At 60.5% G+C, this 13,241-nt stretch carries 9 protein-coding genes and 3 tRNA genes; 9 read left to right on the forward strand and 3 right to left on the reverse strand.

The genetic code is table 11. From position 1 onward, the window contains the following. Positions 1–202 precede the first annotated feature (202 nt). The 3 genes from IEX97_RS11870 to IEX97_RS11880 all read left to right on the forward strand — a co-directional run bounded on the left by IEX97_RS11870 (position 203) and on the right by IEX97_RS11880 (position 488). Positions 203–277: transfer RNA gene (locus IEX97_RS11870), tRNA-Gly, on the forward strand. Between the two features lie 6 nt (positions 278–283). Beyond that, positions 284–359, forward strand: a tRNA-Ile gene (locus IEX97_RS11875). A gap of 55 nt (positions 360–414) precedes the next feature. Then, positions 415–488 (forward strand) — tRNA-Gly (locus tag IEX97_RS11880). Here the strand turns inward: IEX97_RS11880 and IEX97_RS11885 are convergent. Then, the gene (locus IEX97_RS11885) at positions 477–854 is read right to left on the reverse strand and encodes a hypothetical protein (RefSeq protein ID WP_188883276.1); all 378 of its coding nucleotides are present in this window, start codon (positions 852–854) and stop codon (positions 477–479) included. The two genes, IEX97_RS11880 and IEX97_RS11885, sit on opposite strands and share 12 nt — an antisense overlap. A 126-nt stretch (positions 855–980) precedes the next feature. Between IEX97_RS11885 and IEX97_RS11890 the strand changes: the two genes are divergently transcribed. From IEX97_RS11890 to IEX97_RS11900, 3 genes are read left to right on the forward strand one after another with little or no spacing between them, the layout of a single operon-like run. Continuing rightward, positions 981–1,922 (forward strand): U32 family peptidase, encoded by a 942-nt coding sequence (locus IEX97_RS11890; protein ID WP_229776871.1) that lies wholly within the window; start codon positions 981–983, stop codon positions 1,920–1,922. A gap of 3 nt (positions 1,923–1,925) precedes the next feature. Beyond that, the gene (locus IEX97_RS11895) at positions 1,926–2,471 is read left to right on the forward strand and encodes a VIT1/CCC1 transporter family protein (protein WP_188883280.1); all 546 of its coding nucleotides are present in this window, start codon (positions 1,926–1,928) and stop codon (positions 2,469–2,471) included. A gap of 14 nt (positions 2,472–2,485) precedes the next feature. Next, positions 2,486–5,398: a helix-turn-helix transcriptional regulator gene (locus IEX97_RS11900; RefSeq protein ID WP_188883281.1), complete on the forward strand. Its 2,913-nt coding sequence runs from the start codon at positions 2,486–2,488 to the stop codon at positions 5,396–5,398. Here IEX97_RS11900 and IEX97_RS11905 read toward each other — a convergent pair. Beyond that, the gene (locus tag IEX97_RS11905) at positions 5,385–7,742 is read right to left on the reverse strand and encodes a multicopper oxidase domain-containing protein (protein ID WP_188883282.1); all 2,358 of its coding nucleotides are present in this window, start codon (positions 7,740–7,742) and stop codon (positions 5,385–5,387) included. The two genes, IEX97_RS11900 and IEX97_RS11905, sit on opposite strands and share 14 nt — an antisense overlap. A gap of 183 nt (positions 7,743–7,925) precedes the next feature. Further along, positions 7,926–9,029, reverse strand: a complete 1,104-nt coding sequence (locus IEX97_RS11910) for a cupredoxin domain-containing protein (protein WP_268238344.1) — start codon at positions 9,027–9,029, stop codon at positions 7,926–7,928. A 505-nt stretch (positions 9,030–9,534) separates the two neighbouring features. Here IEX97_RS11910 and IEX97_RS11915 point away from each other — a divergent pair. Genes IEX97_RS11915 through IEX97_RS11925 form a run of 3 tightly spaced genes read left to right on the forward strand, consistent with a single transcriptional unit; the run spans position 9,535 to position 13,141 of the window. Further along, positions 9,535–11,115, forward strand: coding sequence for a cobyrinic acid a,c-diamide synthase CobB (locus tag IEX97_RS11915; RefSeq protein ID WP_188883284.1), 1,581 nt, complete (start codon positions 9,535–9,537; stop codon positions 11,113–11,115). Further along, complete coding sequence (locus tag IEX97_RS11920) at positions 11,096–12,808, forward strand: cobyric acid synthase (protein WP_188883285.1); 1,713 nt, start codon at positions 11,096–11,098, stop codon at positions 12,806–12,808. Before IEX97_RS11915 ends, IEX97_RS11920 begins: the two co-directional genes overlap by 20 nt. A 3-nt stretch (positions 12,809–12,811) precedes the next feature. Continuing rightward, positions 12,812–13,141, forward strand: a complete 330-nt coding sequence (locus IEX97_RS11925; RefSeq protein ID WP_188883287.1) for an ABC transporter substrate-binding protein — start codon at positions 12,812–12,814, stop codon at positions 13,139–13,141. Positions 13,142–13,241 lie beyond the last annotated feature (100 nt).

The raw sequence follows: 13,241 nt of genomic DNA on the forward strand, positions 1-13,241 counted from the left end.
CCGTTAAGCCCTCCAGCGCCGAGGATACTGGGAGCGGGAGCTCCCGGGAAAGTAGGACGCTGCCAGGCGAGAGAAATGAAGCGAGCGTCGGGAGCAGGTCGAGAGAGCGCTCGGCTTGTTCCCGGTGCACTTTACAGTATCGTTCTTGCCATTGGGTTATGGGCTGATTATAATGAGTTGTGCGTCCTGATGCGAAGGGCGTGCGGAAGTAGCTCAGGGGTAGAGCATCGCCTTGCCAAGGCGAGGGCCGCGGGTTCGAATCCCGTCTTCCGCTCCAGATTCAGGGCCCATAGCTCAATGGTCAGAGCGGCCGGCTCATAACCGGTTGGTTCTAGGTTCAAGTCCTAGTGGGCCCACCACTAAAGGATTCCATATCTGGATGATCTTGTATTCTTGATTTTCAGAATAAGCTGTGCGGGTGTAGTTCAGTGGTAGAACTCCAGCCTTCCAAGCTGGATGCGAGGGTTCGATTCCCTTCACCCGCTCCAAGGTGAAAACCCCGAAACCCCTGTACCCAAGGGGTTTTTCTTTTTGGTTCCGGATGGAAATCGAGGCGGTTCAGCGGGCTTGGGGACAAGTTGGGGACGAACTCTGGACGGACTGAGCTTTTCAAGCCGGTCGGCCGTCTCGCGATGGATCCGCTCTGAATTGAACACGCGGAATACTTGTTGCTGACGAGGAATTCTGGTCTCAGCAGCCGAATGAATGAACAAGGTTTTGGCAAAGGCGGAAGACTCGGAGAACGTGACCGCAAACCGCAGCGCACCTTGTGGAGGAAGGAACCATTCGAGGAGACTCGTGCCGTGACCGGTGCGCATCGTACAGGTGCACTGCTTTTCAGGAATCACATTCACATCACAAGCACATGGATGGAAAAGGGGGAACGCATATGCTGGTGGTGTCCATGGAACAGTGACTTGGGTGCAATTCAGAAACGGGCGAACGATTTGCTGAGCCAGTGCTGCAGGGAGGAGATCCCCTTGTATGACGAGGCCAGAGCGGCGTTGAAGAGGCTGGGACTACCGGACAGGGACGGGATCGATTGGGGACCGAGCACGAAACGGTTCACGGACGGTGCGCAGGTTCGGGTGGAGATTCCGAGTTGCGAGGGCCCGCGGGTGCTGCGGGCGGTGCTGGAAGAGGCGGAACGGCTGGGGGTGAGGTTGCACCGGGTGTCCCAAGGCAGCGGCGTGCTGTTGCTGACCGATGAGGAGATCCGCGAGATGGCCCGGTTGGGCGCGGAAGCCGGGATTGAGGTGAGCCTGTTCATCGGGCCGCGCGCCGGGTGGCACCTGAGCCCGCTGGCCAAATCGGACGCGGGAGGGATGGTCAGGAGCCGAACGCTCGGCGTGGAACAAATGGTGCAGTCGGTAGAGGAGGTCAAGCGGGCGTACGCGCTCGGCATCCGCAGTGTGCTGGTGGCGGACGACGGTCTGTTGTGGGTGCTCGGCGAGCTGCGCAGCCGTGGGGAAATCCCTGCCGACATGAAGTATAAGGTGTCGGTCATGATGGGCGTGGCCAACCCGGCGACGGCGTTGCTCTTGGAGCGGTACGGAGCGGATACCATCAATGTAAGCACAGACCTAAGCCTCGGTCAGTTGGCTGCGGTGCGGGCGGTGACCTCGGTACCGCTTGACATCTATGTGGAAGTACCGGATGATCTTGGAGGATTCGTGCGGTATTACGAGATCCCGGAACTGATCTCGCTGACCAGCCCGGTCTACATCAAGTACGGGCTGCGCAACGCGCCGAACCTTTACCCTTCGGGCGGGCATCTGGAGGATCTCGCGATCACGCTCGGTCGTGAACGGGTACGGCGGGCGCGCATCGGGCAGGAGCTCATGGAGCGGTATTGTCCGGGCGTGGTGATGAGCAAGCCGGGTGAACGGTGTGCTGACTTGGCGGTACCCGTGGTGAGGTGAACTGTGCAGATCTCGGTTTGGCCGCAGGCGGTGCGGTCCCACCTGGTGGTCATCGCGGGGATAGCCGAGATCGCTGCCGGATGTATCGCCATGGGATTGGGAGGATATCTGGCGGCGAAGACGGATCGCGAACATTACTTCGCCGAGCTGGAACGGGAACGGCGCGAGGTGGCGGAGTTGCCGGACCGCGAGCGGGAGGAAGTGGCCGACGTGCTGCGTGGATGGGGCGTCCCGGAAGCACGCGTGCCGTCGTTGGTGGAGGCTATCACGCAGGACCGCGACAAGTGGGTCGATTTCATGATGAAGTTTGAGCTCGGGCTTGAAGAGCCAGATCCCAAGCGGGCCCGGAACAGCTCCGTGACCATCGGTTTGTCATACGTCGCAGGCGGCATCATCCCATTGTCTCCGTACATTTTCATTCCTCACGCCACGGCTGCACTCCTCGCCTCGGTGGGGATCACGCTCATTGCGCTGTTTGTGTTCGGTTGGGTTTGTTCACATGGTCCGTTCGCGAATTGGGAACGAAGAGGCTTGGTGAGGCGAAGTTGAATGCGAGGCTGAGCGTGAGCAGTCAATCCGAGCTTCCTTTTGTGGGAAGACAAAGGGAATTATCGACATTGCGTGCCTTGTGGGACCGGGCTTGTCATGGTGACATGCAGGTGGTGCTCATCACCGGCGAAGCGGGCATTGGAAAAAGCCGTCTCGTCCAGGAATTCACCGGACACTTCATGGCACAGAATAGAGAAGCTCAGGCAGCAGTTTGGCCGTGCAGGGCACAGGCCGTTGGCCGAGGTCTGCCGTTCTCATCGTTGTTCCAGGTCCTGCGGGTGGCCATCGAAGGCTTGTCCGCAGAACTTCGAGGTCTGTTTGCGGAGAAATACCCTTATTTGTCCATGGTTTTCCCTGAACTCGGGAAACGCATGGTGTTTTACCCGGCAAGACAGGGGTTGGAGCGCACCTGGCTGTTTGAGACGCTGCGTCGCTTCATCGTGGATGTAACAGAGTTAAAACCGGCTGTCCTGTGGATGGACGATTTGCCTGAAGCGGATGAGGATACGCTGGATTGGTTGCAGTATTTTTTACGGCATACGGAACGCTGCCGCATGCTGTTCATCGGTACCTGCAGGACGCAGGGGATGAGTACAGATCATTCAAACGATAAGGAATTCTTGGCTGCCTGGATGCGGCAGCCGCAGGTCCATCACATTGCGCTCCGTCCGTTGCAGGTCGCGGAGGCAGACGCACTCATCACCAGTTTCTTCGGACACAAGGTGGACGAAGATGTGCGGCGGTATGTACTTGACCAGGCGGTCGGCGTCCCACTGTTCATCCTTGAAATGTTGCGTATGGTGGCGGATCGCGTCGAGTTACGTCGTAGCAACGGCTTGGCCGATATCCAGGAACTCTTTAAGAAGAACGTGCCTTTGCAGGTCGCGGCCATCATATCCGCGCGCATGAACGACATGCCACGCCTCGAGAGAACGATCATGCGCTTGCTTGCTGTCAGTGACAATGCGTTGCCATGGGCCATCCTGGCTCAGTTGACGGGAGTTCCTGAAGACGAGTTGACGACCGCCTTGTCGAATCTGGTGCGCGCTGACCTGATCATGGAAACAGGACCATCGCACAACATCGAGTACACGTTTCGCCATCCGTTGTATCAAGTGGCCGTTTCCCAACAGTTGTCCAGCATCGAAATTCGTCACATCCACAAAGCGCTCGCGGTTGCTTGGCGGGGGGATGTGGTGCGATCCGCCTATCATGTCAGAATGGCCGGCAACCTGGTGGACGCACAAGAGGCCATTCCTGTTTTATACCATGCCGGCCAGCATTACATTTCGCTGCGTGCGTACCAGTCCGCGCGCGAATGCTTGGAGCACGCGTGGGAACTGGCACATGCTCCTTTCGTTTCGATAGCGAATGAGCAGAAAATCGACATCCAGTTGGCGCTGGCAGAGGTGTACATGTACCTGGACAGAACGACGGAAGCCATCGCGCTGCTGGAAGCTCTTTATATGAATGAAACTGAAAATAACAAAAGAATCAGGATAAAAAGGATGCTGGTCTGGAGTAACTCAAGGCGGTCACCGGAAGAAAGCATGCGGCACATTGAAGAGGGGTTGACGTGCTGGGATGGTGTCACTGCGAACGATGACGTGTTTTGGATGCTAAAGGAACGTATTGATAACAGCACGAATGTCGGAAATGTTATGCTTGCCAGAACCTATTTGGGCGAATTGAGAGATTACGTAGAAAAATTCCCGAACGACCGAAACAGGATCTTGTTAAAAACGCACGAGGTGGTCATCGATGTGGTCGATTGGAAACCCAGACCATGGGAAGAACATGACAGGGAAAGGTGGCTGCACAGAGCCCTCGCGATGGGCGATCCCGAAGCCGTTTATGAAGTTTGTTGCGTTTTTGGATATTACTCACTGAATGTGGGGGATTTCTCGACCGCGATTCGATACGCGTCGGAATGTGTGAAGTGGATGCGTCGGTTTGGTATGGTTCAACATGAGATTTCGATTCGGCTCATGCATGTATGCGGCTTGTTTATGGCAGGTCGTTGGAGAGAGGCGTTGTGTGAAGCGCAGGATGTGAAGAATCTGGCTGTCGATCACGATGCAGCCATCGCGGTTCTTTGTGCATTGGACTTCCTGGCCATGCTGTTCGCTCTGCAAGGGCATTGGGAAGACAGTCGAGCCTGTACGAAGGAGTCCTTGCAAGTGGCTGAAAGGATATGGCCGACGCATCCGGCGATTCAGATTGGTCAGACCGTAAAGCCGGCCGAAGCGGTCTGGATGTTGGTAGGGCAGCCGTTGCAATTCGAGCGACCCGTGCCGGTGGTCTGGGCCAACACACATGGTTTGCCCGTTTTTCTGACTTTACTGCAGGGCTTGTTACACATGCGCTTGGGAGCAACGGAGTTCGTCTCGCGTTCGGTCACGGACCTGCGCCGTGCGGCTGGAACAAGGAGGCCCAATTATTTTCAAGGTGCCGCCGACTTCTTGGGCGGGTTGTTGGCAAAACAAGAAGGTGATACAGCCAGAGCATTGGAATGGATGAAAACATCCTATGACACGTTCATGGCGTTGGGAACCCCGCTTGAGTCGGCCATGGCACAGTTGTCGTGGGCATACATGGCTCGTCATCGCTATCCTAGGCAAGCGGCCATCGAGGCCGAACAAAGCAGAATGCGGTTCGAAGGCATTGGTGCCACCACTTTAGCCAAGTACGCACAGACGCTTCTGACGCCCTTGCGTCTGGGTTTGGAGGTACAATCCCCGCTCAACGAACTTAGCGCACGAGAATTTGAAATTGTGCAATGTGTTGCGCGGGGCTTGTCGAACAAACAAATTGCCGAAACGCTGCTGATCAGTCCGCGGACCGTATCCACGCACCTTGAGAAGATTTATAAGAAGCTCGATGTTCACTCCCGAACGGAGTTGCTTTCGAAGTTCAATCGTTCTTGAGCTTTTTCACATCGATAAAGGTGACGAGACCCATCATGCGGCCCGTCGCACCCACCACGTGATCGACAATATGGCAGTGGAACAGCCACCTTCCGGGTTGGTTCGGTTCCAACCGGATGTCATACGTCGTTCCCGGTGCCGTGGCGATGGTGTCCATCCAGATGGGAGATGGCAGCGGCTCGCCATCCTGGGCCATCTCTTGGAAATGCATGCCGTGTAGATGCATGGGGTGTTCCATGGAGCCCACGTTGATCAGGTGAATCAACACATGATCACCCAGGTACGTTGTGAGTGCACGAGTGAATGGAAATGACTTCCCATTGATGTTGAAGCCGAGTTGTCCGGAATCGTCTATCATCAAGGTGTATTCCTCATCATAGCCGGGGCGGACGTGTCGCCAAGGTGTCCCTTTTGGCTCGACAATCACCGGGCCCCACAGGCCCATGGCATCTTGCTTTGCCATGCCCCTTGATGGTTCCGCGCGATACAGGTAGGCACCTGGTTTTGCACGTACGGTGAATCGGTACGTCCAGGACTCTCCTGGCATGATATCCGGTTGGCTCAAGCCGCCCATCCCGCTTTCGCGGAACGGCACATCCAAGCCTTGCCAATGCACCGTGGTCCCTTGTGGCAGGTCATTCTGCACCACAATCTCAACCTTATCCCCGACATTCACCTGGATCTCGGGTCCTGGCACAGTTCCGTTGTAGGCCCAAGCTTCAACTTTTTGCCCGTCGCCATCATCCCACCACACGGGCTTGGCCGTAAGGTGAAAAACCTTATAGCCCCCCTGCATGGTATAGGGAAGCAGTCGCAGGCCATCGGGCAACAGGGGTTCCCCTTCGCTGCCTGTGCCCATGGGTGCAATCTTTTCGGTGCTCGAACCATACTCCCCATAGACGGCGAATATCGTGGCCATCCCGGAAAGCCGGCCGTCCGGTGCCGAAATTTGGTCGGGAACCGAAGAAGCCAGCAGCCACTTTCCAGGGTTGCTCGCCGTGATCGCGATGTCGTACGTGGTCCCGGGTTGCGTGTCCAACGTACTCATCCATACCGGTGCAGGCAGTGGGTAGCCGTCCTGTTCCAACTCCTGAAAGTGCATTCCATCCAGGCTCAGTGGATGATTCATCGAGCCGATGTTCACCACATGCACCAGCACCTTGTCGCCCAGTTTCGCCTTCAGCGCGGGTGTAAACGGATAAAGTTTGCCGTTGATGGTGTTGCCGAACTGGGGTGAGTCGTTGATCACCAGCGTGTATTCCCGTTGGAAGCCTGGATGTATCTTGTTCCAGCCCGTTCCCTTGGGCTCCACAATCAACGGCCCCCACAGACCAAGCTTCTCCTGCTTGGACATGTCGAGCATGGGGTGCGCATGGTAAATATAGGTTCCCGGCGGGACCCCGACCGTGAAGGTATACGTCTGGCTGTGGCCTGGTTGCAAATCGGGTTGGCTCTCACCGGTTCCATCTTGCACAAAAGGTACATCGAGCCCGTGCCAATGAACCGTTGTGCCTTCCGGAAGCTTGTTGGTCACAATGACCTTGACTTTGTCCCCGGTGTTCACCTTGATTTCAGGACCCGGTACACTGCCGTTGTACGTCCAGGCTTCCACCGGCTTGCCTTTGCTCGGATCCCACCATACGGGTTCGGCGGTCAAGTGAAACACCTTGTATCCGCCTTGCATGGTGTATGGCAATAACCTCAATCCATCAGGAAGCACAGGCTCTTCATATGTACCTGTGCCGAGCGGGGCGATCTCGTCCTTGCTCGATCCATACGGCCCGTAGACACCTTGGGTGCTGGCGCCGCTGCCGGACATGTTCATGCCCCCCGTGCTGGGCCCCATATTGCCCATATCGCCTTGGTCGGCCATACCTTGGCCTCCCGTGCCTGAACCCGTGACCACAATGGTGCCGGCCATGGTGTGATACTTGCAGTAGTAAGGATAGGTGCCTGGTTTGGTGAACGTATAGGAGAATTGAGCATAAGGGGCGACATCGTGATCGAACAAACCATTGGGTTTCCCGTTGCCGCTGGTGACACTGTGGATGACCAGGTCGTCATTCGTCCAAACCACCGTGGTCCCTGCCGGAACCGTGATCTGACTGGGGCTATAGTTGTCGTTCGCAATCTGGATTTGCACGGTTCGGGCGCTGGGCGAAGAGGATGAAGTGGACGTGGATGCAGCGGCGAGCGCGAATTTCGGATGAAACACCGTGGGAAAGGAACTCCACGCGACGGCACCTATCAGCGCCGCCCCTGTGACGAGACAGCGGATGGTCTTACGGCGGATGGACCTGGGGACGAATGCCGGGCATTGCTGATCTTTGGGCTGATGAATCATTTCGCTTCCTCCTGCAGCAAAAGCCGCACATACGACAGAAAATCGAAGGTGGCCGGATGTGTACCTCGCGAGACAAGGAAAATGGTTGGGTGGCAGAATCGAAAGTCATCCCGCCACCCGGAATACGTTCGAGACGAAAGAGCACAAGAGCACGCCGTCATGTTCCGGAATTCGTTCTTGGCATTAGTTCCTTGGCAGCACCTTCACAACGCCTTTCATGTTCAACATCGAATGAATCAGGCACACGTACTCGTACGTTCCAGGTTTCGTGAACGTCAACTGGTAGGACTGACCTGGCGCAAGGTAGCCTGAGTTAAAGTAACCCTTGCCCGCATACACATGGCCGCCGGCCGGTTTGGTCGGATCCGAAATCTTGGTGCCCTTTGGCGCAAACGTGATGGTGTGCTCCTCGTTCCAGCCCATTTGCGTCCATACGACGGTGTCCCCTTGGTGAATGGTCAACGACTCCGGCAAGAACCGCTCATAGGCGAAAGACGGGTAGTCAATCACCGTACTGGACACCGCGTGGCCGGTGGCATCGTTCACATCAAGCACCCAAGCGCCTTGCGGCACGGCAAGACTCTTGACGGTACCCGTCACGGTGGCGGTTCCGTTCGCCGACGCGGTCACCTTGCTGAAACTCGCGCCGGCCACCGCTTTTCCGCTGTCGCTGATGCCCCAGTTTAATGCCGGGGTATACGTCTGCCCAGCCTTCAACCCACTCAGTTGCGCGGTGATTTTCCACAGGCCTGGTTTTTCCATGCTGATGCTCGCAAATCCCGTCGCACCTTCAGACCCTGCCGGTGCCAGGTTGAATTGGTACGAAGGAAGTTCCGGCAGGTCCGTTTGCACGTGATACACCGTGGTTCCGTTTTGACCCGGCGTGGTTTTGACGGAAAATGCGCTGAGTGCGAGCTGCGTGGCCGCGAGGTCTTCCTGAGCCTCGATGGCGCCCATCTGATCGTACTGGGCCTGTGTCATCGGATACGGCGTCCCCGCCGGCTGGACGATGACCACGCCCATCATACCTGGATGCACACCGCAATAGTATGGATAGACGCCAGGTTTGGTGAAGGTCAGCGACCAAGGCGTACCCACCATCAGACCGGAAGAAGCGAATTGGGTACCATCATAGGTGTGGGAAGCGGTCGGTTTCAGCATCTCCGGGCTTGCCAGGGGCGGCAGTTTCCCATTCCCGGGGAAAGCCACCGTGTGGGCCGCGCCTATGAATTGAATGGTGTCACCCGCATCAATCACGATGGTGTTCGGGAAGAACGCCATCGCCACGTTCGACATATCCGGTGACATTTGACCCACTTGGACCGTCCAGGTTTTCCCTGAAGTTGCGGACGCGCTCACGGGATAGGCAGCCAATGCCACCGGTGCAGCCGCCGCAAAGATCCCCCATGCCGCAATACGCACAAAACTACGACTCTTCATCCAACGACGCAATGTTCGTGCCCCCTTCATGGATACAGTGGCCATCGTCACATGGAACGATGTGGGCCCCGGCCGGCCTCGTCATCCTAGTGCCGCTCCGCCGCGGGACGCGAAGTGAAGTCTACACCAGCGACATCATTCGGCCTATCGGGTAAATGACGTATTTTGGCCGGCCAAGCAGCCGGTCCCCGCCAGGGGGCGAAGTGTGCAACGCATGCGCATGGTACGCGTGTACAGGGCTTCCGTGCATCCCTGCTTCCGCGGTGAGGGAGGTTGGCGGATGGCACCCCTTCGGCGTAGACTGGGTGCTGGTGTTCTTCGCTGATGCGCGCCAGGAAGGAGATGCTACGACATGCGTACGGCACCCGCAGCGCCCGCTGGTCCAAAACTCCAATTACCGGATCGGCACAGCGCACGGCCCCCCGACAAGGCGGCGCACCGGCCACGGTTGGTCATCGCCGGGGTGGCGAGCGGGGTGGGGAAGACGACCGTCACGCTCGGCCTTCTCGCGGCGCTGCGCCGGCGCGGCCTCACGGTGCAGGCGTTCAAGGTGGGGCCGGACTACATCGATCCAGGTTTCCACGCCGCGGTCACGGGTCGCCCTGCCCGCAACCTGGACAGCTGGATGATGGGGGAGGACGGCGTGCGCGAGGTGTATTGGCGGACCTCCGCCGACGCGGACATCTCGGTCATCGAAGGGATGATGGGGTTGTTCGACGGCCGGGACCCGCACAGCGACGAGGCCAGTACGGCGGCCATCAGCGCCATCCTCGCGGCGCCCGTCGTGCTGGTGATGGACGTGTCGCGCATGGCCCGCAGCGCGGCCGCCGTGGTGCACGGGTTTCAGACGTTTGCGCCTTCGGTGCGTATCGCGGGCGTGATCGCCAATTTCGCCGGCGGTCCCGGCCACATCGATCTCGTGCGCGCCGCGGTCGAGGACCGCTGCGGGGTGCCTGTGTTGGGTGGGTTGGCGCACCGGACAGAGCTGGTCTTGCCCGAGCGGCACCTCGGGCTGGTTCCGGCCGAGGCGGGGGAGACCCACTGTGCGCGTTGGGCGGCCTTTGCGGATGCGGTGGAAGACGGCATCGACGTGGATGCCTTGTTGGCAGTGGCGCAGGCCGCGCCGCCCGTGGCCGCGCCGGAGCCCAAGCTGTTTGCCGGTGCGCCGCACGCCGGGCGGGCGGTGATTGCCGTGGCGCGCGACGCGGCCTTCCACTTCTACTATCCGGAGAACTTGGAGCTGTTGGCATGGTACGGAGCACGCCTGCGGTACTTCAGCCCGCTGGCCGGCGAGCCGGTGCCGGATGACGCGGACGGCGTGTACATCGGCGGCGGTTTCCCGGAGGCGTACTCCGGCCGGCTGGCCGAGGCTGCCGCGACCGCAGCCAGCGTGCGGGCGTGTGCGGCCGCCGGGATGCCCATCCTTGCCGAGTGCGGCGGCTTCATGTACCTGGCGCGGGAACTGGTGACCCAGGACGGCACGGCGTACCCGATGGCGGGCGTGCTGCCGTTTCGTGTGCGGATGCAGGAACGCCTCGCCGCCATCGGTTACCGGGAGGCGGTGGCGGTCTGCGACAACTTCATGCTGCGGCGCGGCGAGCGCATCCGCGGCCATGAGTTCCACTACTCGACGGCGGAGTTTCAGCCATGGCCGCGGCAGGCGGCGCCACAGCCTGCGGGGATGGCGCCGGGCGACGTCGCCGCGGCCGCCGCGGGCGGGCCTGCGTACGCGTTCGGGGACCGCACCGACGGATGGGTGGCAGGGAACGTGATGGCAGGGTACATGCATGTGCACTTCGCATCACATCCGATGGCTGCGCGCCGGTTTGTCGATGCGTGCGCGACATACCGGGCACGACGGCGGGCCGTGGCCTCTGGAATGCAGGCGCAGCCGGAGGAGGGGGACGGCAGCGATGCACCGGAGCGACGGTAAGCGCGCCCGCGCCCTGATGCTCGTGGGCACCGCCTCGCATGTCGGCAAGAGCGTCCTCTGCACGGCGTTCTGCCGCATCTTCGCCCAGGACGGCTGGCGGGTCGCGCCGTTCAAGGCCCAGAACATGTCCCTCAACTCCGCCGTGACGCCGTCCGGGCGGGAGATTGGCCGCGCACAGGCTGTGCAAGCCGAGGCGTGCGGCATCCTGCCCAACGAACACATGAATCCCGTGCTGTTGAAGCCCTCTGGCGGCGGGCGGACCCAGGTGGTGGTGCAAGGGAAGGTGTACGCCCATCTGGAACCCGGGACATGGCGCACGTCACCGCAAGATGCGCTGTGGCATGCCATCTGCGAGAGTTACGCCTACCTGGCGGCCCGCTATGACCTCATCGTCATCGAGGGTGCGGGCAGCCCGGTCGAGATGAATCTCAAGGCGCGCGATCTCGCCAACATGCGCACGGCGGAGTTGGCGGATGCCGCGGTCCTGCTCGTGGCGGACATCGATCGCGGCGGCGTCTTTGCTGCTGTGGTGGGAACGCTGCAGTTGCTCGCGCCGGAGGAACGGGCGCGCGTGCGCGGCATCGTGATCAACCGCTTCCGGGGCGATCCGGCGATGTTCGCAGACGGCGTGCGCTGGCTGGAAGAACACACGGGCCTGCCGGTGGTCGGTGTGGTGCCGTATCTGGCAGATTTGGGGATAGAGGAAGAAGACGGGCAGGCCTTGCTGCCGGCAAGCGCGGCGGGTTGGAAGACGACAAGCCGTCACGCCGGCGGTTCGGTCGGGCGGAGCGCGTGGGCGTCCGACCTGTCTGGTCGCGGCGCGAGCGCGCACCGGGCGGAACGTGATCGCCGTGTCCGCGTGGCGGTGGTGCAGCTGCCGCACATCAGCAACTTCACCGACGTCGATCCGCTGTTCCTCGAGCCGGATGTGGACGTGCGGTTTGTGGTGCGGCCGGACGACGTGTTGGCCGCCGACGCCGTGGTGCTGCCCGGGACAAAAAACACCCTGGACGACCTGGCATGGCTGCACGAGCAGGGCCTGGCGGACGCCGTGCGCAGGGCGGCGGCCAGGGGTGCGGCGATACTCGGCATCTGCGGCGGGTTTCAGATGATGGGGCAGTTCGTGTGCGATCCGCTCGGGATGGAGTCGGGGCAAAGGGAGGTCCCGGGGCTCGGCCTGCTGCCATGCACGACCGAGATAGGGCCAACGAAGCGCACCGTCCTGGTGGCGGGGAGGCTTGGCGCTGCGTGGGGCGAGCTGTGGGTGACGGGATACGAGATCCACATGGGCCGCACGGCGTACACGGCCCCGTGTGCACCGTTCGCCCGGTTGCGCAGCGCGGCAGAGGAAGCGGCGGGAGAGGCCCCGCAGGCGACGCTGTCCGCGGCGGGGGGTGAGGCACCGGGAGACGAGTCGCCAGCCGCGCGGGGGACGGCGGCGGCCGAGCCAGCGTACGACGACGGTGCGGTGGCGGACGGCGGGCGCCTCACCGGGACGTACATCCATGGCATCCTGCACAACGACGCATTCCGGGCGGCCTGGTTGAACCGGCTGCGCGCCCGATTGGGGCTGCCGCAGCGCCCGCCTGCGGTGCTGGTCCGTCAGGCCCGTGCGGCGGCGTATGACCGCTTGGCCGCCGCCATCCGGCAGCATGTCGATCTGAAGCAGATTGACGCATGGTTGAGGGGATGAAGCATGTACCCAGAGCGGATTGTCTGTCTAGCCGCCGAGGTGCCGGAAATCCTGCACGCCTTGGGCGCGCTCGACCGGGTGGTGGGCATCTCGGCGTTCACCACCCGGCCGCCGGAGGCGCTGTCGCTGCCGAAGGTGGGCGGGTTCTCCCACGCGAGCGTGGAGCGCATTCTCTCCGTCCGGCCGCAGGTCGCCATCCTCACATCCACCGTGCAGTGCCATCTTGCCGCGCAACTCGCACAGGCCGGCGTCACGGTGATCCACCTCAACCCGCACCGGCTCGACACAGATTCCGCGCCACGTCGCAGTTTGGTGAACTGGAAATCAGAATGAAGACTTGCGGGAATGATGGGACTGACGCGGATTCCCTATATATGGTTCTATGAAAGCGCGATCATTTGTAAATTTGATCAGATATGGAAACGACCTGCGC

This window comes from Paenalicyclobacillus cellulosilyticus (genome assembly GCF_014647315.1).
In the GTDB taxonomy this organism is placed as follows: domain Bacteria; phylum Bacillota; class Bacilli; order Alicyclobacillales; family Alicyclobacillaceae; genus Alicyclobacillus_J; species Alicyclobacillus_J cellulosilyticus.